Below are 21,113 nucleotides of genomic sequence, written 5' to 3'. Positions count from 1 at the left end.
AGCTCGGGCGGCCCGACGGTCGTTCCACTCCATCACTGGAGCGGGGTCACGGGAGTGCGATCACTGCAGCGAGGCGACGTCCTGCTCGAAGGTCTTCCACGAGTCGGCGGGCTTGGTGCCCTGGTCGACGCGGTTGATGGCGTCCTGGAACTTCTGCAGGACGTCGGAGTAGAGCGGGCCGTGGTAGGGCTGGACGGTGATGGCCGCGGCCCGGTTGGAGAAGATCTCGCCGGCCGGGGCGCCGCCGAAGTAGTCGTCGGTCGCCGCGAGGACGGCCTCGGACTTCAGGGCCTCGACCTGCGAGGGGAAGTTGCCGGTCAGCTCGAAGACCTTGGCCTGCTGCTCGGGCGCGGTGAGCCAGGTGATGAACTCCTTGGCCTCGGCCTGGTGCTTCGACACCTTCGGGACGGTCAGGTAGGAGCCGCCCCAGTTGCCGCCGCCGCCCGGGAAGACGTCGGCGATGTCCCACTCGACGCCCGCGGGAGCGGGGTCACCGGTGTTCTCCTTGATGTTGTTGCGCATCCAGCCGGGGCAGGCGACGGTGGCGATGCCGGGCTTCTGGAACGCGGCGGTCCAGTCCGGGCTCCACTGGACGGCCTTGCTGCCGAGGTCGGTGTGCGAGGTGACGGTGTCCCAGACGTTCTTCAGCTCGTCGGAGGAGATGTCGATGGTGTTGTCGGCCTGCTCGAAGGGGAACTCGACCTGGTTCAGCATCGCCTGGGCGATCGAGCCGCTGGCGTCGTAGAAGTTGGCGTCCGAGCCCTTCTTGAACTCCTCGCCGAGGGCGAAGTAGTCGTCCCAGGTGCCCATCTCGGCGGCGACCTCGTCCCGCTCGCTGGGGAGGCCGGCCGCCTTGAAGAGGTCCTTGCGGTAGCAGATCGCCTCAGGGCCCGCGTCGGTGGCGTAGCCGAGCAGCTGCCCGTCCTCGGTCGTGGCGCCGGCGGACTTGAAGTCCAGCCAGCGGCCCTCGACGTCGGGCGAGGAGAGGTCGACCCAGACGTCCGGCGCGGCCACGACGGCCGGCATGTAGTCGCCCTCGACGGCGACGACGTCGGGGAGACCCTTGCCGCCGGCCTGGAGGCTGGTCGTGACCTCGGCCTTCCAGTCGTCCCACTTGGAGACCTTGGTCTGCTCGACCTGGATGTCGGGGTTCTCGGAGTTCCACTGCTCGATGAGGTCGTCGTAGCCGAACTCGCCGAACGTGGTGATGGAGATGGAGTCGCCCTTGGCGAGGTCCTCCTGCTCCGCGGACTTCTTCGGGTCGCTGTCGCCGCCGCACGCGGCGGTCAGTCCGATGACGAGGACGCCGATGGCGGCGCCTGCGAGGGACCGGCGGACCGGTCGGGGGATGGTGTTGCGCACGGTGACACTCCTGACTTGCACGGATCAGCATGACGGCGTCGATCGGAGGTCCCGAGTCGGGCGGAGGTGTGAGAGCGCTTCCACGGATCGACGGCGCAACGATGACATGGGTCACATTCCCTGTCAACGGTTGCGCTGCAATCGCTCACCGCCAGGGGCGGAAAGTGTGGAAACGCTTCCACTAGACGGCGGCCCAGCGTGCGTCGTACGGTGCGGGAACCCATTCACGACGGATCGTCCGGCACGTGCCTGCCGGTGAAGGGATCTACCTGTCATGTCCTCTGTGACCTACCGAAACGCGGAGCGGACCTACCCCGGCTCCGACACCCCCGCGGTGTCCGACCTGAACCTCGAGATCGGCGACGGGGAGTTCATGGTCCTGGTCGGGCCGTCCGGCTGCGGCAAGTCCACCTCGCTGCGGATGCTCGCCGGGCTGGAGGAGGTGACGGCCGGCCAGATCCTGATCGGGGACCGCGACGTGACCGACCTGCCGCCCAAGGACCGCGACATCGCGATGGTCTTCCAGAACTACGCGCTCTACCCCCACATGACCGTCGCCGAGAACATGGCCTTCGCGCTCAAGATGGCCGGCGTGGGCAAGGAGGATCGGGGGGCCCGGGTCGCGGAGGCGGCGGGGCTGCTCGACCTCGAGGCGTACCTCGACCGCAAGCCGAAGGCCCTCTCGGGTGGTCAGCGGCAGCGGGTCGCGATGGGGCGCGCGATCGTGCGCCAGCCGCAGGTGTTCTGCATGGACGAGCCGCTGTCGAACCTGGACGCCAAGCTCCGCGTCTCGACCCGCACCCAGATCGCCGCGCTGCAGCAGCGGCTCGGGATCACGACGGTCTACGTCACCCACGACCAGGTCGAGGCGATGACCATGGGCGACCGGGTCGCGGTGCTCAAGGACGGCCTCCTGCAACAGGTCGACACCCCGCTCGCGCTCTACGACCGGCCGGCGAACCTCTTCGTCGCGGGCTTCATCGGCTCGCCCGCGATGAACCTGCTGGCCGCGAAGAGCGCCGGCGACGGCTCGGCCGTCGTCGACGGCTTCTCGATCCCGATCGACCGGACCGCGGCCGCGAAGTCGTCGGGCGCGATCACCCTCGGCGTACGGCCGGAGTCCTGGCGGATCGCCGCCGAGGGCGAGGAGGGCTACCCGGTCAAGGTCGCGGTCGTCGAGGAGCTGGGCGCCGACGCCTTCCTCTACGCCACCCCGGCCGAGCCCGCGCCCGACGCCGCCGGGGAGGGCGGCCTGCTCCAGCAGATCGTCGCCCGCATCGACGCCCGGCTGCCGCTCGCCAAGGGCGAGGTGGTCCGCCTGACCACCAGCCCCGAGAAGGTGCACGTCTTCGACACCGCCACCGGCGCCCGCCTCACCGCCTGAGCTGTGCATGAGCTCGCCGAGTCGGCGCACATGTGCGCCGACTCGGCCTAGTGCTCCCCGGGGCGGCGGGAGCGGAGGAGGCCGACGACCAGAGCGAGGGCGAGGAGGGCGAACCCGGCGGCCCGGCCGTACATCGTCAGCTGGTAGAACCGGTCGGACCACGTCCACTCGCTGGTGCTGCGATAGGAGAACAGCACGAAGGCGGCGGATCCGCCTGCGAGCAGCGCGCCCAGGGCGGCGAGGGGAGCCACCGGGCCGCGTCGGAGCACGGCCAGAGCGGCCAGAGCGGCCAGCAGGCAGACGGCGAGCTCCAGGCCCGAGCTCACCCAGAGGTCGGTCGGTACGTCGTACGGGTCGTCCATGGCGGTCTCCTTCTCCTCAGACCGTGCCGACGGGCCCAGCTGCGCCCGTCGGTCGTCCGGTCCGGATGAGCGTGAGCAGCACGGCCAGCGTGACGAGCGCGAAGCCGGCCGCCCGCCCGTAGGTGATCGCCTCGTACGACCAGTCGGGCCAGGCGATCGGCCCCGCGTCGCGATACAGCGTCGTGAGGTAGTCGACGAGGGCCAGGCCGGTGGTGGTCCCGGCGAGGAGCGCGCCCAGGGCGCCGACGACAGCGGCCCGTCCGTGGCGGAGCAGAACCACGCAGGCGACCAGGGCGACGACGCTGGCCCCGAACTCGGTCACGATGCTGATCACGACGTGATCGGGGATGTCGTACTGCGTCACGGCCAACTCGTCGTCCACACCCGAACCCTTCCAGAAATGCGCCGAGCCGGCGCGAGTTCGCGCCGACTGGGCGCGACCTCACACCGGCTCGGGTGTGGTGCGGGGGACTACTTGGACTTGCGGGCCCGGCTGGCCATCTTGGCGCGCTCGTTCTGGTCGAGGACGACCTTGCGGATCCGGACCGACTCGGGGGTGACCTCGACGCACTCGTCGTCGCGGCAGAACTCCAGGCACTGCTCCAGGCTCAGCTTGCGCGGCGGGATCAGCTTCTCGAAGTTGTCGGAGGTGGCGGACCGGATGTTGGTCTGCTGCTTCTCCTTGGTGATGTTGACGTCCATGTCGTCGGCGCGGGAGTTCTCGCCGACGATCATGCCCTCGTAAACCTCGGTGGTCGGCTCGACGAACATCACGCCGCGCTCCTGCAGCGACGTCATGGCGTACGCCGTCGCCGCGCCCTTGCGGTCCGCGACCAGGGAGCCGTTGGTCCGCGAGCGGATCTCGCCGGCCCACGGCTCGTAGCCCTCGGAGATGCCGTGCGCGATGCCGGTGCCGCGGGTGTCGGTGAGGAACTGGGTGCGGAAGCCGATCAGGCCGCGGGCGGGGACCAGGAACTCCATGCGCACCCAGCCGGTGCCGTGGTTGGTCATCTGCTCCATGCGGCCCTTGCGGGAGGCGAGCAGCTCGGTGATGGTGCCGAGGTACTCCTCGGGGGCGTCGATGGTCAGGCGCTCGAACGGCTCGTGGACCTTGCCGTTCACCTCCTTGGTGACCACCTGCGGCTTGCCGACGGTCAGCTCGAAGCCCTCGCGGCGCATCTGCTCGACCAGGATGGCCAGCGCCAGCTCGCCGCGGCCCTGCACCTCCCAGGCGTCGGGGCGCTCGGTCGGGAGGATGCGCAGCGAGACGTTGCCGATCAGCTCGCTGTCGAGGCGGTCCTTGACCAGGCGGGCCGTGACCTTGCCGCCCTTGACCTTGCCGACCAGCGGCGAGGTGTTGGTGCCGATGGTCATGGAGATGGCCGGCTCGTCGACGTGGATGAGCGGCAGCGCGACCGGGTTCTCGACGTCGGCGAGGGTCTCGCCGATGGTGATGTCGGGGATGCCGGCGATGGCGACGATGTCGCCGGGGCCGGCCGACTCGCCGGGCTTGCGCTCGAGTCCCTCGGTGACGAGGAGCTCGGTGATCCGGACGTTCTTGACCTCGCCGTCGCGGCGGATCCAGGCGACCGTCTGGCCCTTCTTCAGGTTGCCCTGCTTGATGCGCAGCAGCGCCAGGCGACCGAGGAACGGCGAGGAGTCGAGGTTGGTGACGTGGGCCTGCAGCGGCGCGCCCTCGTCGTACGTCGGCGCGGGGATCGTCTCGAGGATCGTCTTGAACAGCGGCTCGAGGTCGCTGCCCTCCGGCATGGTGCCGTTCTCGGGCGCGGTCAGGCTGGCGATGCCGGCGCGACCCGAGGCGTAGACGACCGGGAAGTCGAGCGCGTCCTGGCTGTGCGACTCGTCGAGCAGGTCCATGAACAGCTCGTAGGTCTCGTCGACGACCTCGGAGATCCGGGCGTCGCCGCGGTCGGTCTTGTTGACGACCAGGATCACCGGCATGTCGGCGTTGAGCGCCTTGCGCAGCACGAAGCGGGTCTGGGGGAGCGGTCCCTCGGACGCGTCGACCAGGAGGACGATGCCGTCGACCATGGACAGGCCGCGCTCGACCTCGCCACCGAAGTCGGCGTGGCCGGGGGTGTCGATGATGTTGATGACCATCGGCTGGCCGCCGCCGGCGGGGCCCTCGTAGTGGACCGCGGTGTTCTTCGCGAGGATCGTGATGCCCTTCTCGCGCTCGAGGTCACCGGAGTCCATCACGCGCTCGGCGACGCTCTCGGCCTGGTGCGCGGTGAACGCGCCGGCCTGGCGCAGCATCGCGTCGACGAGGGTGGTCTTGCCGTGGTCGACGTGCGCGACGATGGCGACGTTGCGGAGGTCAGTGCGCTGGGTGTTTCCAGACATGGCGGTACGACGTCACTTCCGGTGGGGTACGAGGACCCGAACGGGCCTCGTCGAGTCTACCGGCGGGGGTCGCTCCCGCCGATTCAGCGAGCGTCGCCGACGGTGAACAGCGCCGTGATCTCCGGCACCTCGAGCCGCGCGTACGGCGCGAAGGCCGCCGCCAGCGTCCCGTCCGGCCAGTAGCGGCCCTCGTGCTCGACCCCGCCGTCGGTGAACGTCCAGCGCCAGATCCCACCGGAGCGGCTCACGGTGGTGCGGTGCCGTGGCGGCTCGACCGGGTCCAGCCCCCGGGTCGCCCGCCAGGTCGCGCCCAGGCGGGCGACCAGGGTGGTCTCCGCGAGCGGTCCCGGCGGTCGGAAGGTGCCCAGCCCCTGCCGGTCGCCGGCCTCGTCGACCGTCGAGACGCGCGACCAGTGCTGGTCGGCGGTGACGACGTACGTCGTGCCGTCCGCCCCCACCAGCCGGCAGTACGACGGCGCGTGCACCTCGATCCGCCCGCCCAGCGCGGCCACGGCCGCGACCGCCTCCGCGCTGAGCAGCCGCCGGGTGGTGGTCGCGGCCTTCGCGCGGGCCCGGTCGTCCTCGACCTGCCAGCCGCGGCGCCAGCCCTCGCGCTGCAGCGCGTCCTTCGCCGGCAGCCGGCCCGCCGCCAGCGACTCCAGCAGCAGCTCGGCGGGCGCCCCGGCCCAGTAGTCGAAGTGGATCCCGGTCACACCGAGGTCGGTCAGCGTCCGCTCGGCCTCGCGCAGCACGCGCATCTGGCCGTCGTACATGCCGACCCACTCGCCGTCGCGGCCGCCGAGGCGCACCACCCAGGTGGCCGACCCGGCCACGGAGACCTCGGGCGTGAGGTGCGCCAGGAAGGCGCCCAGCGTCGTCTCGCCGGGGACGTCGAGCGTGCGCTCGTGCGACTCCGTGTCGTCGCCCATGGCCACGCTGTCCCGGTCCACCGTCACCTTCACGCTCCTATGGTGGAGGACATGCCCCGGATCGCCACGAAGGACCGCGTCGACCGCGACCAGCTGCTGGAGTTCGTCCGGCCCCGGCACCGGATGCTGCTGGTGACCACCAAGCAGGACGGCTCGCCGCAGGTCTCGCCGGTCACCGGCGGGGTCGACGCCGACGGGCGGGTCGTCGTGTCGACGTACCCCGACCGCGCCAAGGTGACCAACCTGCGCCGCCGACCGGCCGCCACCGTGCTGGTCCTCTCCGACGAGTGGGACGACGCCTGGGTGCAGCTCGACGGCACCGCCGAGGTGCTCGACATGCCGGACCCGGCCGCCGAGGACGGGCTGGTCGAGTACTTCCGCTGCATCTCCGGCGAGCACCCCGACTGGGACGACTACCGCGCGGCGATGCGTCGCCAGGGCAAGTCCCTGCTGCGGATCTCGGTCGAGTCGTGGGGCCCGATCGCCACCGGCGGCTTCCCGCCGGACCGCGCCCCGGCCTAGACAGCAGCCCTCGCGGTCGGTGCGCCCGGCTTACCCTGGATCGGTGTTCGGATTCGGGGGGATCCGCCGCGCGGTCGGCGCGGCTGCGGCGGGCCTGGTGGCCGCTGCCCTCCTCGTCGCGCCCGCGGCGCAGGCCGACCCGGAGACCGACCCGCCCGAGAACGTCCTCCCGCCCGCCATCACCGGCCCGGCCCGACCGGGCGGGACGCTGCGCTGCTCACCCGGGACCTGGCTCGACGAGCCGACCCTGACCACCGCCTGGCGGACCGGATCGACCCCGCTCGGCGAGGGCGCGTCGTACGTCGTGCGGAGCGCGGACGTCGGTGCCGTCGTCGTCTGCACCGTGCGCGCGGAGAACTCGGTGGGCGTGTCGACCGCCAGCTCCTCGCCGGTCACCGTCACCGCCGCGCCGCGGACCCCGTCCGCTCCGCCGGCGCCGAGCACCGCCTGCACCGGCGCGCCGTACGTGCAGGCGGCCGGGGGTGTCCTGTGGACCCGGCGCCGCACCGTCGCGATCCGGGTCGCGACGCCGGCCGGCACCACCGCGGTCGAGATCGCGGGCAACCCCGAGTTCTGGGGCGCCCAGCGGCGCCGGCTCGACGCGCGCTGCACCTATCGCTGGACGCTCGCCGACCTCCCGGACGGCACGCCGCAGCGCATCTACGTGCGCTTCCCCGGCGCCACCGCGCCGATCACCGTCTCCGACGTCCTCCGGTACGACGTCAGCCCGCCCTGGGTGACCAAGGCGCACGCGCGCTGGAGCAACCGCCGCGGCGGCTGGGTGCTGCGGACCCGGGCGCGCGACGTGGGGGCCGGCGTCGCCTCGTTCGAGACCGCCCGGCGCAACGGCACGGTCCGTCGGGCCCACCGCCTGGGCCGCACGGTCGTCAGCTGGGACCGGTCGGTCCTGGAGCGGGTCCGGTTCACCGACCGGCTCGGCAACCGCAGCGGCTGGGTGCGGGTCCGCTTCCTGTCCTGAGCCGTCGACGGCCTTGCCGCTGTCGGTGGTCGAGCGGAGGGTGGGGGGCATGAGGTGCTCCTTCCTGCCGCCCTACCTACTCCGCCGGCTCGCCGACACCGTCGGCCCGGCGCCCTACCGGCTGACCCTGGTGGAGGACGGGCGGATCCGCTCGTTGCGGGCCGCCGCGCCGTTCCCCGCGGACGCCGGCGCAGCGCCCTGGACGGTGCACGACGCCGGCGGGGCCACCGCGCTCCCGGGCGACCCGGTGCGCGCGGCCGGGCAGGCCGCCACGGGCGACGCGGCGGTCGACGAGGCGGCGGACGGGGTGGCGGCGGCGCTCGGGCTCTTCGCCGAGGTCTACGGGCGGTCGTCGTACGACGGGGAGGGGGCGCCGGTCTCGCTGACCGTCCACTACGGCGAGGGCTACGCCAACGCGTTCTGGGACGGCCGCCAGCTGGTCTTCGGCGACGGCGACGGCCGGGTCTTCGATCGGTTCACCAAGCCGGTCGACGTGCTCGGCCACGAGCTCGCCCACGCGGTCACCGAGCACACGGCCGGCCTGGTCTACGAGGGCCAGTCGGGGGCGCTCAACGAGTCGGTCTCCGACGTCTTCGCCGCCTGCCTGCGCCAGCGGCTGCTCGACCAGACCGCCGACCGGGCCGACTGGCTGATCGGGGTCGGGCTCTTCCTCCCGGGGGTGGCCGCCCGGGGGCTGCGCGACATGGCCGCCCCCGGCACCGCCTACGACGATCCGCTGCTCGGGCAGGACCCCCAGCCGGGCCATCTCGACGACTACGTCGAGACGACCGACGACAACGGCGGCGTGCACGTGAACTCCGGGATCCCCAACCGGGCCTTCCAGCTGGCCGCGACCGCGATCGGCGGTCGCACCTGGGAGGGCGCCGGCCGGATCTGGTACGACGCGCTCACCGGCGGCCGGGTCGATCCGCGGGCCGACTTCGCCTCCTTCGCGGCGGCCACCGTCGCCGCTGCGGGCGAGCACGCCGACGCGGTCCGCGCGGCCTGGGCCGGGGTCGGGGTGACGGCCTCGGGACCGGTCGCCGCGGTCCGTCGTACCGGCGGGTTCACGGGGCGGACGGCCGCCGGCCGGCTCGACCTGGACTCGTCCGACGCGCGGTGCGCCGAGGTGCGCGACCTGCTCGGCCGGGTCGACCTGGGGGCGGTCCCCGGCGGCGCGCCGCGGCCCGACATGTTCGTCTACGAGTTCGACCTCCCCGGCGGCACCGCACGGGTGCCGGAGCAGGGGCTCACCCCCGAGCTGCGCCGCCTGGCCCAGCTCCTGCTGGACGTCTAGTCCGCGCCCAGCGCCCGGTCGAGGGCGGCCGCGACGTGCAGGGTGGTCGCCGGGAAGACGGGGACGTCGACGTCCGCCTGCCGGATGAGCAGCTCCAGCTCGGTGCAGCCGAGCACGACCCCGCCGGCACCGGCGTCCCACAGCTCCTCGATCACCGAGACGGCGGTGCGCCGCGACGCGGTCTCGACCCGCCCGTGGACGAGCTCGTCGTAGATGATCCGGTTGACCTCGTCGTGGCGGGCCGGGTCCGGCACGTGCACGGTCAGCCCGCGGGCCGCCAGCCGGTCGGTGAAGAACGGTCGTGACATGGCGAAGGTGGTGCCGACGAAGCCGATCGACCGGACGCCCGCCTCGTCGGCGGCGTCGGCGAGCACGTCGGCGAGGTGGAGCAGCGGGATCCCGACCGCCTCGGCCACCTGGTCGGCGACCAGGTGGAAGGTCGTGGTGCACAGCAGCAGGAAGTCGGCGCCGGCGCGCTCGACCCCCTGGGCGGCGGCGGTGAGCAGGGCGGCGACGTCGTCCCAGCGTTCGGCCTCCTGCAGGGCGGTCACCTCCGCGAAGTCCACGGAGGAGAGGACCGTCCGGGCCGAGCTCAGCGGGCTCACCCGCTGCTCGACGCCACGGTTGAGGGCTTCGTAGTAGGCCGCCGAGCTCTCCCAGCTCAGCCCGCCCACGAGTCCGATGGTCTGCACGGTCAGCAGTCTGTCATCTCGAGCACGGTGCGGTTGAGGATCCAGAGGGTGTGGGCCAGGTCCTCGGGGGAGGGGCGGCCGGACTCGGCGGCGAGCCACTGACCCGTCACCCGGGCGACTCCGCCCACGACGTACGAGACGGCGACCTCGCCGGCGTCGGGGTAGCGCTCCTGCAGCCGGCCTTCGAGCCAGTCCTGGAAGGCGGCCTGGACCTGGGCGTAGACGGTCGGGTGCGCGGCGAGGCAGGCGTACTCCTGCCGCTCGCCGTCGAGCCGGGCCAGCGCGGCCGCGAGCACCTCGGGCACGTCGGCGGTGCTGCACACCCCCGCGCGGGCCTGGTCGAGCCGGTGCCGGATGGTCGCGCCGAGCAGGTCCTCCGGGGAGGAGAAGTGCTGGTAGAAGGTCGGCCGGCTGATCCCGGCCCGGGTGCACAGGCCCCGGATCGTCAGCTCGCCCCAGAGGCCCTCGTCGAGGACGTCCTCGACGGCCTCGACCAGGGCGGCCCGGCTGCGGGTCACGCGCGCGTCGGTGCTCGGGGTCCCCACGGGCCTCACCCTCTCACGCCCCCATGAGCGATAATAACTTACACATGTAGTATAAGTGCCGTGCTCAACGTCCCGATGCGACCGGTGGCGGCCCCGGGGCGAGGGATCCGCTCGGCCCTGCTGCCCGCGGTCGCGGAGACGGTCCTGGTCCTGGCCCTCTTCGGCCTCTACAACCTCGGCCGCCTCGTCGCGAAGGGCCGCCTGCACACCGCCGACGACCACGCCCGCTCGCTGCTCGACGCCGAGGGTGCGCTCCGGCTGCCGGCCGAGGAGGCGCTCCAGCAGTGGGCGCTCGGCGTCCCGCACCTCGTCGGCCTGGCCGACCGCTACTACCTGCTGCACTTCCCGATCACCGTCGGCGTCCTGGTCTGGCTCTACGCGCGCCACCGACCGGGCTACCGCTGGGCCCGCCGTTCGCTGGTGCTCGCGACCGCCGTCGCGATGCTCGTGCACATCTGGGTCCCGATGACGCCGCCCCGACTGCTCGCCGGCCTCGGCATGGTCGACACCGGAGCGGTCGGCGGCAACAGCGCGTACGGCGGCTCCCCGGTCTCCGAGCTCGCCAACGAGTACGCCGCCATGCCCAGCCTGCACGTCGGCTGGGCCGTGCTGCTGGCCGTCGTCCTGGTGCGCACCGGGCGGTCCCGCCTGCGCTGGCTGTGGGTGCTGCACCCGCTCGTCACCCTGCTGGTCGTCGTGGTGACCGCCAACCACTACTGGCTCGACGCCGCCGCAGGTACGGCGATCGCGCTCGGCGCGCTCGCCCTGATGGCCCGGGTCAGGTGCCCCGCCGAGGAAAGTCCGTCACGCTCTGGCACCTAAGAGGGCTCTTGACATACCAACTCGTGACGGACTTTCCCGGCCGCTCAGAGGACCCGGTGCACCTTGTGCTGGGCGGCCTGGGCGCGGGGACGGAGCACGAGCTCGTCGATGTTCACGTGCGGGGGGCGGGTCACCATCCAGGAGATCGCGTCGGCGACGTCCTCGGCGGTGAGCGGCTCGGCGACGCCGGCGTACACCGCGTCGGCCTTCTCCTGGTCACCCTCGAACCGGACCAGGGCGAACTCGTCGGTCCTCACCATCCCCGGCGCGATCTCCATGACCCGCACCGGCTGGTCCCACAGCTCCAGGCGCAGGGTCTCGGTGACGACCTGGGTGCCGTGCTTGGCCGCGGTGTAGCCGGCGCCGCCCTCGTAGGCGATCCGGCCGGCGGTGGAGCCGACGTTCAGGATCGCGCCGGCGCCGCTGGCGAGCAGGGCGGGCAGCAACGCCCGGGTGACCTGCATCAGCCCGATCACGTTGACCTCGTACATCCGGCGCCACTCGTCGCTGTCGGCCGCCGCCACCGGCGACCCGCCGAACGCGCCGCCGGCGTTGTTGACCAGGACGTCGAGGCGGTCGCCGACGGTCGCGGCGAGCGCGGCGACCGACTCCTCGGACGTCACGTCGCACACGACCGGCGTCCCCCCGATCTCGGCGGCCAGCCCGGTCACCCGGTCCTCGCGGCGGGCGGCGCAGTAGACGTGGAAGCCCTGGGCGGCCAGGGCACGCGCGGTGGCCGCCCCGATCCCGCTGCTGGCCCCGGTCACGACGGCGGTACGACGAGAGGTCATGGCGTCATTCTGGTCGCCCGCGCCGGCCGGTGGCACACTGGCCCGTCGTCGCGCACCACCCGATCGGAGGACCCTGCATGGACCCGCGCACCCTCGCCCGTCTCTGCGGGACGCTGGGCGGGCTGGCCTGGGTGCTGCGCTGGGTCCTCGACGCACAGGGGGCGAGCGAGACCGTCGTCGGGTCGACGTACGGCGCGGGCCTGGCGCTGCTGGCGATCGGGCTCGCCGGTGCCGGGGCGGGGCTGGCCGGGGCGGCCTGGCTGCGGGCGCTGGTGGCGGTGTGCTTCCCGGTGCTGGCGTGGGCCGTGCTGATGGTGCTGCACGAGGCGGGCGACGAGGTCCGGGTCGACGGGATCCTGGGCGTGCTGGCGGTGCTGGTCTGGGTACCCCTGCTGAGGCGCGCGCGGCGCCGGTCCCGGCTCGGGACGCACGCCGCCTGAGCGTCAGGGAATCGACGGGGAATCGACGGGGACCCGGCGTGGTTGCGGTCGTGGAGCATCAGCAGGAGAGGGGGACGACGTGGGACAGGTCCGGCGACTGGCCATGATCAGCCTGCACACCTCCCCGCTCGACCAGCCCGGCACGGGCGACGCGGGCGGCATGAACGTCTACGTCATCGAGCTGGCCAAGCGGCTGGCCGCGCAGGGCATCGAGATCGACATCTTCACCCGGGCCACCAGCTCGGCGCTGGAGCCGGTGGTGTCGGCCGTCGACGGCGTCGCCGTCCACCACGTGCACGCGGGCCCGTTCGAGGGCCTGACCAAGGCCGAGCTGCCGGGCCAGCTGTGCGTCTTCGCCCGCGAGGTGCTGCGCGCCGAGGCCTCCCGCCCGGTCGGCTACTACGACGCCGTGCACTCCCACTACTGGCTCTCGGGCCAGGTGGGCGCGTTGGCCCGCGACCGCTGGGGCGTGCCGCTCGTGCACTCGATGCACACGATGGCCAAGGTCAAGAACGCCGCACTCGCCGACGGCGACACCCCCGAGCCGTCCGCACGGATCATCGGCGAGGAGCAGGTCGTCGAGGCCGCCGACATGCTGATCGCCAACACCGACCTCGAGGCCCGCCAGCTCGTCGGGCTGTACGACGCCGACCCGGCCCGCGTCGAGGTCGTGCACCCCGGCGTCGACCTGGGGCTCTTCCGCCCGCTCGACCGGGCCGCGACCCGGGCGGAGCTGGGCCTGCCCGCCGACGCCGACGTGCTGCTCTTCGCCGGGCGGATCCAGCCGCTGAAGGGGCCCGACGTGCTGCTGCGGGCCGTGGCGGTGCTGCTGGAGCGCTCGCCGGGCCTGCGCGGCCGGCTCGTCGTACCCGTCGTCGGTGGGCCGTCCGGCAGCGGCCTGGACCGGCCCGAGTCGCTGGCCGCGCTGGCCGGCGAGCTGGGCCTGGACGACGTCGTCCGGTTCGTGCCGCCGGTGAGCCAGGCCGACCTGGCCCGCTGGTACGCCGCGGCCACCGCGGTCGCCGTCCCGTCGTACAACGAGTCGTTTGGGCTGGTGGCCGCCGAGGCGCAGGCCACCGGGACCCCCGTCGTCGCGGCGGCCGTCGGCGGCCTGACCACCGTCGTCCGCGACCGGCACAGCGGGCTCCTGGTCGACGGCCACGACGCCGAGGACTGGGCCAGCGCCCTGGGTCGGATCGTCGACGACCCCGGGCTGCGCGTGCGCCTGGAGGCGGGCGCGCTGGAGCAGGCCCGCCAGTTCTCGTGGGAGGCCACCGCCGCGCGGACGCTCGAGGTCTACGAGCGCGCCCGGCTCGCGATGCGCGAGTCGGTCGGATGACGGACCTGGCGCAGGTCGTCCGCGACCACCTCACCGACGCGGGGATCGAGCACGAGGAGACCGCCCCCGGCCTCTTCTCGCTCTCGCTGCCGGGTGAGAAGAAGCTGCAGACCGCCGTACGCCTCGACCTGGGGGAGCACGCCCTCGGGGTGCACGCGTTCGTCTGCCGCAAGCCCGACGAGAACCACGAGCGCGTCTACCGCTGGCTCCTCGAGCGCAACCTGAGGATGTACGCCGTCTCCTTCGCGGTCGACCGGCTCGGCGACATCTACCTCGACGCGCGGCTGCCGCTCGCGGCGGTCACGCCCGACGAGCTCGACCGGATCCTCGGCTCGGTGCTCACCTACGCCGATGAGTCGTTCAACGCGATCCTCGAGCTCGGCTTCGCCTCCTCGATCCGCAAGGAGTGGGAGTGGCGCAAGCTGCGCGGCGAGCCCACGAAGAACCTCGAGGCGTTCCGCGGCTGGCTGGAGTCAGGCGGCGAGCCCGACGGCTAGCCGTGTCGGTCGAGACCTGGTCGAGCTGAGCGTCATCAGGCGCGTGCGCAGGCAAGGCGCCGTCGCGAAGGCATACCGGGGTCGTCTGACGAGCGGCGGCAACGCAGCCGGCGTGCGTGCCTGGTGTCGCTCAGCCGGCTAGGAGTCGATCGCCACGGCTAGGAGAGCGACGGCGGCCGGTAGCGCCTGCACCAGCAGGATGCGAGCGCTGACCGTGAGGGCGCCGTACACCCCGGCGACGACGACGCAGCCCAGGAAGAACACCTGGACGTCCGTGCGGTCCGCGACCAGGCCCCAGACCAGGCCGGCGACCAGGAAGCCGTTGTAGAGGCCCTGGTTGGCGGCCAGCACCTTGCTCGCCTCGGCGAACTCCACGTCGTTGCCGAAGGTACGACGACCCAGGGGCTTGGTCCACAGGAACATCTCAAGGACCAGGAAGTAGAGGTGCAGCGCGGCCACCAGGCCGACCAGGACGCTCGCGACGACGTTCACCCGCTGAGCATGGCAGGTCTCCCGGTCCGATCGGACCAGAAACCGATCTAGACGGCTGGATGGAATCTGCCATGCCCGGGAAAAGAGGGGGCTGACCAAATTATCGTTTCGTCCCGTATCGGAAGGGCCGCTCGAGGCGCCCGGGATCGACGACCTCGTGAGCGAGCCAGCAGGAGATGACCGCGTGGACCGGCTGTTCGACCTGAGCCTGGCTGAACGACGATCGTGGTGCCTGGCCTGGCAGGTCCCGGTCCTCGTGCTCACGATCGCGCTCGACGTCTCCCTGGCGCTCGCCGCTCCGGACGTGCTCCTCAGCGCCGGCGTGCTGCTCGGCTCTGGTCTGGTCCTCGTGGTCTCGGTGGTCGCGCTGTGGATGCCGGTCCGTTGGCTGTACCTGGTGCCGGTCCTCGACATCGTGGCGATCGCCTCCACCCGCTCCGAGACCGCCGACCGGATCGCCGGCACCAACACCTCGGCCCTGGTGCCGATCATCTGCCTCGGATTCTGCTTCGGCCGGGCCGGCCTGGTCGGCGCCGTCCTGGGCGCCTGCCTGGTGTCGAGCTCGTGGTACCTGCGGACCGGGACGCTGCCCGAGGCCGGCACCGAATGGATCTCCCTCCTGGCGTTGCCGGCGATCGCGCTCGCGCTGGGCTTCATCGGGTTCGCGTCGTCCAGCCTGATGGATCGTCAGCGCCAGGCGCTCGACCAGCAGGCCGCCGACCGGGACGCGCTGCTGCGCCAGGTACGCCGCGAGCTCGACATCCGCCAGGCGGTCCTCGACAGCGTCCACGTCGCCGTGGCCTTCTTCACTCCCGAGGGGAAGCTGCTCTTCGCCAATCGTCCGGCCGTCGAAGCCGCCTCACACGCCGGCGTGGATGTCCGCGGTCCGTCGTACCGGGCGAGCCTGGTCTGGCGGGCCGACGGCATGCTGGCGGTCCCGTACGAGGAGCAGCCCCTGAGGTTGGCTCTGCGCGGCGAGGAGTTCGCCCCCGAGCTCCTGTGGACCGGTCCGGAGGACGAACGCGTCGCATCGTTGATGTCAGCGCGTCAGGTGACGACCGAGCACGGCGAGCGGCTGGGCGTCGTCGTCGTCTCCGACGAGGTCACCGAGCTGGTCGAGGCGGTGCGAATTCGTGAGGAGTTCCTCGCGACCCTCTCCCACGAGCTGCGGACCCCCCTGAACGGCATGCTCGGCTTCCTCGACATGCTCGTCGAGGACCTGGGCGGCGACCCGACGCACGGCAACGCGGTGCGCACCGTGCGCGACAGCGCGCTCCGGCTCTCCGAGCGGATCAGCCAGCTGCTCATGGCCAGCTCGGCGGGCCGGATGGTCGTCGAGCGCAACGAGGTCCAGGTGGCCGACCTCGTCGGCGCCGAGCTGGCGCGGCAGGCCCCGCACGCCGAGAACCGGGGCGTGCTCCTCGAGGGCCGGCTGGACCCGGTGATCGCCTCGCTGGACCCGCACCTGTTCGGGCTGGTGGTCCAGAACCTGCTCTCCAACGCGCTCAAGCACACGCCGCCGGGCGGAACCACCCGGGTCGAGCTGCGGGCCGTCGGCGGGGTCGAGCTGATCGTCAGCGACACCGGGTCGGGCATGCGCGGCCACGAGCGAGAACGGGCCTTCGACGCGTTCTACCGGGCCGCCTCCGCACGCCGGAACGCGGTCCAGGGCGTGGGTCTGGGGCTGACCATCGTCCGCGCCGTCGTCGAGGCCCACGGCGGCGAGTGCGTCCTCACCTCCGACCGCGCGGCCGGCACGACGGTCACCGTGCGGATCCCGGCGGGCGGCGGCGCGCCGGCCCTCGGCGAGGCGTAGCTACGCCGGCGCGGGCCGGTCGACCGGGCGCGGCTTGCGGCGCGCGACCGCGACCCCGACCAGGGCGAGCACGCCGCCGGCGTACGCCATCGTCGGCGGTGCCTCGTCGAGGAGCAGCAGGCCGAGCACGATGGTCAGCGGCGGCACCAGGTAGGTGGTGATCCCGAGGCTGCTGGCGCTCATGTGGCGCAGCGCGTAGGCGTACGTCGTGAAGGCGATCGCCGTCGGGAACACCCCGAGGTAGACCACCCACAGGATCGACGACGTGGGAGCGTCGGCGGCCTGGTCGAGGAGCTGGCCCGTGAAGGGCAGGCAGACGATCGCGCCGACGGTGCAGGCCAGCCAGGTGATCTGGACCGCGGGCAGCCGCGCGACCAGGGGCTTCTGCAGCACCACGCTGACCGAGTAGACCACCGCCGAGACCAGGCAGAGCACGACGCCGAGCAGGTCGCGGTCGCTGCCGTCGGAGGTCGACAGCCCGATCAGCGCGACGCCCCCGAACGCGAGGGCCAGCCCGAGGCCCACCCAGACCGTGAACCGCTCGCCCAGGAAGAGGGTCGCGAGCAGCGCGATCAGTACCGGGGAGACCTGGATCAGCATCGCGGCCGTGCCGGCGTCCACCCGTCGCTCGCCCTCGTTGAGGGCGACGTTGTAGATCCCGAACCAGAGCACCCCGATGGTCACGATCGTCACCCACTGCCGCCCGGTCGGGCGGGGCAGGCCGCGCGGCAGCGCCACCGCGGCCAGGCACAGTGAGCCGACCAGCAACCGCCCCAGCGAGAGGGCGCCGGCCGAGAAGTCCTGGCCGAGGTGGCGGATCGCGACGAAGGCCGAGGCCCAGAAGACCAGCGTCACCGCGACCGCCGCCACCGGGAGCCAGGTGGGCGGAGCGCTGGGCGCCGAGGGAGAGGTGGGGGTCGGGGAGGGCACGGTGCTCGTCACCGGCCCAGCGTAGGGACGCCCACCGACGGTCGACACGCGGTTTTCGGACGCCGTTGCGCGAGATCCCGCCACGGGTGGGTACGGGCCTGCCCATGGACCTGCTCACCGGCTGCTGGGCCGCGGTCACGACCGCGCTGACCGGGCTCGACGAGGCGGCGTTCGGGCGTCGTACCCGCACCGCCGAGTGGGACGTCCGGGAGCTGCTGTTCCACCAGTTGCTCGACGCCCAGCGCGCCCTGGTGGCGCTGGCGTCCCCGGCCGCCGGACCGGCCGACGTCGACGCAGTGAGCTACTGGGCGTCGTTCCACCCCGACCGCGGCGACGGCGGTACGGCGCACGCGCGGTTCGTGCAGCGCGCGGCTGCGGCGTACGACGGCGCGACCGGCCTGGTCGACCAGTGGAGCAGCACCTCGGCCGCGGCGGCGCGGGCGGCCGCGGCCGCCGACCCCGGGGCACTGGTCACCACGCAGGGCCACGTGCTCACGGTCGCCGACCTGGTCTCCACGCTGGTCGTCGAGGCCACGGTCCACCTGCTCGACCTGGACGTCGGCGCGACCCCGCCGCCGGGAGCGCTCGCGCACACCCGCGGCGTCCTCGAGGCGTCGTACGGCGGGCCGCTGCCGGCGGCGTGGGACGACGTCGAGGCGGTGCTGCGGGGCACGGGGCGGCTGCCGAGCGACGACTCGCGGCTGCCGGTGCTGGGGTGAGTGGGCACGCAACCCCGGTTCGAGATCTCGACATGCCCGTCGCCGCTTCGTTCCTCATCGGCGGGGCTGCTCGATCCGGCGGCCCCCACGCCACGCGCTCGTTCCTCGCGCGCGGCTGGGCCGCCGGCGCGCTCGACCTCTGACTCCTGCGTCGTCAGAGGTCGAGCTTGTAGCCCAGGCCACGGACGGTGACCAGGAACTTGGGCTCGCCCGGGTCCGGCTCGAGCTTGGCCCGGAGCCGCTTCACGTGGACGTCGAGGGTCTTGGTGTCGCCGACGTAGTCGGAGCCCCAGACCCGGTCGATCAGCTGGCCCCGCGTCAGCACCCGGCCGGGGTTGCGCAGGAACATCTCCAGCAGCTCGAACTCCTTGAGCGGCAGCCGCTGCTCGTTCCCGTCGACCGTCACGACGTGCCGCTCGACGTCCATCCGCACCGGACCCGCCTCGAGGGTGGCCGGGGCCAGGTCGGGCTCGGTCCCGCGCCGGAGCACGGCGCGGATCCGGGCGACCAGCTCGCGCGGGGAGTAGGGCTTGGTGACGTAGTCGTCGGCGCCCAGCTCGAGGCCGACCACCTTGTCGACCTCGTCGTCCTTGGCGCTGACCATGATCACCGGCACGCTCGACGTCTGCCGGATCTGCCGGCACACCTCGGTGCCGGGCAGCCCGGGCAGCATCAGGTCGAGCAGCACGATGTCGGCACCGTTGCGGTCGAACTCGGTCAGTGCGGAGTTGCCGTCGGCCGCGATGGCGACCTCGAACCCCTCCTTGCGCAGCATGTAGGCGAGTGCCTCGCTGTAGCTCTCTTCGTCCTCGACGACGAGTACCCGGGTCACGGGCGGTCCTCCTGCTTCGTGTCTTCTCTCGGGGTTGCCCCGAAGTACTGGGGGAGGGTCAGGGTGAACGTAGACCCCTGGCCCTCGACTGACCACACCCGGACTTCTCCGCCGTGCGTGGCCGCGACGTGCTTGACGATGGACAGGCCGAGCCCGGTGCCACCCGTGGAGCGGTGTCGGGCCGGGTCGACGCGGTAGAAGCGCTCGAAGATCCGGTCGATCTCGTCGGACGGGATGCCGATGCCCTGGTCGACGACCGAGATCTCGACCGAGCCCTCGTCGACCTTGGTGGTGACCAGGACCGTGGAGTCGCTCTCGGAGTACGACACCGCGTTCGCGACCAGGTTGCTGACCGCCGCGGTCACCTGCTCCTCGTTGCCGTAGACCTGCAGGCCCGGCGTACCGCCGGTGAGGATCTCGATGCGCTTGGAGCCGGCGTCGATGGCGCTGGTGTCGACCGCGACCGCGATGACGTCGTCGAGGGCGACCGCCGCCGGCGTCTCCAGCGGGTCGTCGGCCTGCAGTCGGGACAGCTCGATGATCTGCTGGACCAGCTGGGCGAGCCGGTCGCTCTCGATGTGCATCCGGTCGGCGAACCGCTTGACCGCCTCCGGGTCCTCGGACGCGTCGTGCATGGCCTCCGCGAGCAGCCGGATCGCGCCGACCGGCGTCTTCAGCTCGTGACTCACGTTGGCCACGAAGTCGCGTCGTACGGCCTCGACGCGGCGCTCGCGGGTGCGGTCCTCGACCAGGGCCAGGACCAGGCGCGAGCCCAGCGGGGCGACGCGGGCGGTGACGTGGCGCGAGGGGACGCCGGGGCGCGACATGACCAGCTCGGTCTCGCGGATCTGGCCGTCGCGGCGGACCTGGCGGACCAGCTCGGCGAGGTCGTCGGCCACCAGGCGGGTGCCGCGCACCAGGCCCAGGGCGTACGCCGGCGCCGAGGCCTTCAGCACCACGTCGGCGTCGTCGACCACGACCGCGCTGCTGCGCAGCACCGACAGCACCGTGGCGACCCCGGCCGGCACGACCGGCTCCTCGTGGACCGGGAGCTGGTGCTGCTGGCGGTCGCTGACGGCCCACGCAAGCACGGCTCCCCCTGCCACCACGGCTCCGATGACCGCGGCGAGGAACGCCTGCATCGTCGGGTCCACGGCGGCAAGAGTACGGCGGGATTCACCTGGAGTTCGCCTCCTGGGCACCGGCTTCCGAGTGTTCACCACCCGTTCACGCGTCCACCCCGTGTGGTCACTCGGGCCCCGTAGGGTCCTGGTCATGCGTGATGTGTTCCATGAGCAGCTCGACTCCGTCTTCGGCGACCTCGCCACCATCTGCGGCGAGGTCGAGCAGGCGGTCCGGCTCGCGACCGAAGCCCTCCTGACCGGCGACGCCGAGATCGCCGAGCGGGTGATCAGCGCCGACGTCGAGATCGACCGGGCCCGCGAGCGGGTCGAGGAGACCGCGTTCGAGCTGCTCTCCCTCCAGCAGCCGGTGGCCGGCGACCTGCGGGTCGTGGTCGCCACGCTGCGGATGGTGACCGAGCTGGAGCGGATGGGCGACCTGTCCGTCCACGTCGCCAAGATCGCCCGCCTCCGGACGCCGTTCGTGGCCGTCCCCGACGAGGTCCGGCCCACCGTCTCCCGGATGGCCGAGGTCGCCGAGGAGATGGTCTCCAAGGTCTCCCGGATCATCACCGGCCGCGACGTCCAGGCCGCGATCGCCCTCGGTCGCGCCGACGAGGAGATGGACCGGCTCCGTCGTACCTCCTTCGCGGAGCTGCTCGCCGACGACTGGACCCACGGCGTCGAGGCCGCAGTCGACGTCGCCCTGCTCGGCCGCTACTACGAGCGCATCGCCGACCACGCCGTGTCGGTCGCCAACCGGGTCGTCTTCGTCGTCACCGGCGAGAACCCGCGGGCCGTCGGGGCCTGATCCGGGCTGGTCCGGGGTCGCCGATGCGGCCCGCAAAGGTTTATCGGCTAGCCGATGAACCTCATCC

General features: G+C 72.6%; 23 protein-coding genes. 11 read left to right on the top strand and 12 right to left on the bottom strand.

What is annotated here, in order from left to right:
- Positions 1-60: 60 nt before the first annotated feature.
- The gene (locus tag BLT76_RS23260) at positions 61-1,362 is read right to left on the bottom strand and encodes an ABC transporter substrate-binding protein (protein ID WP_211753184.1); all 1,302 of its coding nucleotides are present in this window, start codon (positions 1,360-1,362) and stop codon (positions 61-63) included.
- Positions 1,363-1,636: 274 nt separating this feature from the next.
- Here BLT76_RS23260 and BLT76_RS23255 point away from each other — a divergent pair, with 274 nt between their 5' ends.
- Positions 1,637-2,746 carry an ABC transporter ATP-binding protein gene (locus tag BLT76_RS23255; RefSeq protein ID WP_090860696.1) on the top strand — a complete coding sequence of 370 codons (1,110 nt, stop codon included), beginning with the start codon at positions 1,637-1,639 and terminating at the stop codon, positions 2,744-2,746.
- A 47-nt stretch (positions 2,747-2,793) separates the two neighbouring features.
- Here the strand turns inward: BLT76_RS23255 and BLT76_RS23250 are convergent, their stop codons facing one another.
- The 4 genes from BLT76_RS23250 to BLT76_RS23235 all read right to left on the bottom strand — a co-directional run bounded on the left by BLT76_RS23250 (position 2,794) and on the right by BLT76_RS23235 (position 6,434).
- Positions 2,794-3,108 (bottom strand): hypothetical protein, encoded by a 315-nt coding sequence (locus tag BLT76_RS23250; RefSeq protein ID WP_090860695.1) that lies wholly within the window; start codon positions 3,106-3,108, stop codon positions 2,794-2,796.
- A gap of 16 nt (positions 3,109-3,124) precedes the next feature.
- Positions 3,125-3,490, bottom strand: coding sequence for a hypothetical protein (locus BLT76_RS23245; protein ID WP_090860694.1), 366 nt, complete (start codon positions 3,488-3,490; stop codon positions 3,125-3,127).
- Between the two features lie 89 nt (positions 3,491-3,579).
- Positions 3,580-5,472, bottom strand: coding sequence for a translational GTPase TypA (gene typA / locus BLT76_RS23240; protein WP_090860693.1), 1,893 nt, complete (start codon positions 5,470-5,472; stop codon positions 3,580-3,582).
- 83 nt (positions 5,473-5,555) lie between these two features.
- Positions 5,556-6,434 carry a hypothetical protein gene (locus tag BLT76_RS23235; protein WP_090860692.1) on the bottom strand — a complete coding sequence of 293 codons (879 nt, stop codon included), beginning with the start codon at positions 6,432-6,434 and terminating at the stop codon, positions 5,556-5,558.
- Between the two features lie 18 nt (positions 6,435-6,452).
- Here BLT76_RS23235 and BLT76_RS23230 point away from each other — a divergent pair, with 18 nt between their 5' ends.
- From BLT76_RS23230 to BLT76_RS23220, 3 genes are read left to right on the top strand one after another with little or no spacing between them, the layout of a single operon-like run.
- A complete protein-coding gene (locus BLT76_RS23230) occupies positions 6,453-6,923 on the top strand; it encodes a PPOX class F420-dependent oxidoreductase (protein WP_090860758.1) in 471 nt (156 codons plus the stop codon).
- Positions 6,924-6,966: 43 nt separating this feature from the next.
- A complete protein-coding gene (locus BLT76_RS23225; RefSeq protein WP_090860691.1) occupies positions 6,967-7,902 on the top strand; it encodes a hypothetical protein in 936 nt (311 codons plus the stop codon).
- A 49-nt stretch (positions 7,903-7,951) separates the two neighbouring features.
- A complete protein-coding gene (locus BLT76_RS23220) occupies positions 7,952-9,199 on the top strand; it encodes a protealysin inhibitor emfourin (RefSeq protein WP_090860690.1) in 1,248 nt (415 codons plus the stop codon).
- On the opposite strand, the gene BLT76_RS23215 is transcribed toward BLT76_RS23220, so the two are convergent.
- Complete coding sequence (locus BLT76_RS23215) at positions 9,196-9,891, bottom strand: aspartate/glutamate racemase family protein (protein ID WP_090860689.1); 696 nt, start codon at positions 9,889-9,891, stop codon at positions 9,196-9,198. The two genes, BLT76_RS23220 and BLT76_RS23215, sit on opposite strands and share 4 nt — an antisense overlap.
- A gap of 2 nt (positions 9,892-9,893) precedes the next feature.
- The gene (locus tag BLT76_RS23210) at positions 9,894-10,436 is read right to left on the bottom strand and encodes a TetR/AcrR family transcriptional regulator (protein WP_170867222.1); all 543 of its coding nucleotides are present in this window, start codon (positions 10,434-10,436) and stop codon (positions 9,894-9,896) included.
- A gap of 60 nt (positions 10,437-10,496) precedes the next feature.
- Between BLT76_RS23210 and BLT76_RS23205 the strand changes: the two genes are divergently transcribed.
- Positions 10,497-11,258 (top strand): phosphatase PAP2 family protein, encoded by a 762-nt coding sequence (locus tag BLT76_RS23205; protein ID WP_211753182.1) that lies wholly within the window; start codon positions 10,497-10,499, stop codon positions 11,256-11,258.
- 44 nt (positions 11,259-11,302) lie between these two features.
- Here the strand turns inward: BLT76_RS23205 and BLT76_RS23200 are convergent, their stop codons facing one another.
- The gene (locus BLT76_RS23200; protein ID WP_090860687.1) at positions 11,303-12,049 is read right to left on the bottom strand and encodes an SDR family oxidoreductase; all 747 of its coding nucleotides are present in this window, start codon (positions 12,047-12,049) and stop codon (positions 11,303-11,305) included.
- A 77-nt stretch (positions 12,050-12,126) separates the two neighbouring features.
- On the opposite strand from BLT76_RS23200, the gene BLT76_RS23195 reads away from it, so the two are divergent.
- The 3 genes from BLT76_RS23195 to BLT76_RS23185 all read left to right on the top strand — a co-directional run bounded on the left by BLT76_RS23195 (position 12,127) and on the right by BLT76_RS23185 (position 14,325).
- Complete coding sequence (locus tag BLT76_RS23195; RefSeq protein ID WP_090860686.1) at positions 12,127-12,489, top strand: hypothetical protein; 363 nt, start codon at positions 12,127-12,129, stop codon at positions 12,487-12,489.
- A gap of 79 nt (positions 12,490-12,568) precedes the next feature.
- Entirely contained in the window at positions 12,569-13,828 is a 1,260-nt protein-coding gene (gene mshA / locus BLT76_RS23190; RefSeq protein ID WP_425287102.1) for a D-inositol-3-phosphate glycosyltransferase, read from the top strand.
- Positions 13,825-14,325: a type III secretion system chaperone family protein gene (locus BLT76_RS23185; protein ID WP_090860685.1), complete on the top strand. Its 501-nt coding sequence runs from the start codon at positions 13,825-13,827 to the stop codon at positions 14,323-14,325. The genes mshA and BLT76_RS23185 overlap by 4 nt, the downstream gene beginning before the upstream one ends.
- A gap of 138 nt (positions 14,326-14,463) precedes the next feature.
- Here BLT76_RS23185 and BLT76_RS23180 read toward each other — a convergent pair whose 3' ends face one another.
- Positions 14,464-14,817: a DUF1304 domain-containing protein gene (locus tag BLT76_RS23180; RefSeq protein ID WP_090860684.1), complete on the bottom strand. Its 354-nt coding sequence runs from the start codon at positions 14,815-14,817 to the stop codon at positions 14,464-14,466.
- A 184-nt stretch (positions 14,818-15,001) separates the two neighbouring features.
- Here BLT76_RS23180 and BLT76_RS23175 point away from each other — a divergent pair, with 184 nt between their 5' ends.
- The gene (locus tag BLT76_RS23175) at positions 15,002-16,633 is read left to right on the top strand and encodes a sensor histidine kinase (RefSeq protein WP_090860683.1); all 1,632 of its coding nucleotides are present in this window, start codon (positions 15,002-15,004) and stop codon (positions 16,631-16,633) included.
- On the opposite strand, the gene BLT76_RS23170 is transcribed toward BLT76_RS23175, so the two are convergent.
- On the bottom strand, positions 16,634-17,575 hold the full coding sequence (locus BLT76_RS23170; RefSeq protein WP_244509538.1) for a DMT family transporter: 942 nt from the start codon (positions 17,573-17,575) through the stop codon (positions 16,634-16,636).
- Positions 17,576-17,667: 92 nt separating this feature from the next.
- On the opposite strand from BLT76_RS23170, the gene BLT76_RS23165 reads away from it, so the two are divergent.
- Positions 17,668-18,282, top strand: a complete 615-nt coding sequence (locus BLT76_RS23165; protein WP_090860682.1) for a maleylpyruvate isomerase N-terminal domain-containing protein — start codon at positions 17,668-17,670, stop codon at positions 18,280-18,282.
- 154 nt (positions 18,283-18,436) lie between these two features.
- Here the strand turns inward: BLT76_RS23165 and BLT76_RS23160 are convergent, their stop codons facing one another.
- Both BLT76_RS23160 and BLT76_RS23155 read right to left on the bottom strand, forming a co-directional pair.
- On the bottom strand, positions 18,437-19,114 hold the full coding sequence (locus BLT76_RS23160) for a response regulator transcription factor (protein WP_090860681.1): 678 nt from the start codon (positions 19,112-19,114) through the stop codon (positions 18,437-18,439).
- Positions 19,111-20,268, bottom strand: a complete 1,158-nt coding sequence (locus BLT76_RS23155) for a sensor histidine kinase (RefSeq protein WP_090860680.1) — start codon at positions 20,266-20,268, stop codon at positions 19,111-19,113. The genes BLT76_RS23160 and BLT76_RS23155 overlap by 4 nt, the downstream gene beginning before the upstream one ends.
- A 121-nt stretch (positions 20,269-20,389) precedes the next feature.
- On the opposite strand from BLT76_RS23155, the gene phoU reads away from it, so the two are divergent.
- Positions 20,390-21,046 carry a phosphate signaling complex protein PhoU gene (phoU, locus tag BLT76_RS23150; protein WP_090860679.1) on the top strand — a complete coding sequence of 219 codons (657 nt, stop codon included), beginning with the start codon at positions 20,390-20,392 and terminating at the stop codon, positions 21,044-21,046.
- The last annotated feature ends 67 nt before the right edge of the window (positions 21,047-21,113 follow it).

The organism is Nocardioides lianchengensis, assembly GCF_900101465.1.
GTDB classification, from domain to species: domain Bacteria; phylum Actinomycetota; class Actinomycetes; order Propionibacteriales; family Nocardioidaceae; genus Nocardioides; species Nocardioides lianchengensis.
This window is presented reverse-complemented; position numbering and strand designations above follow the sequence as displayed.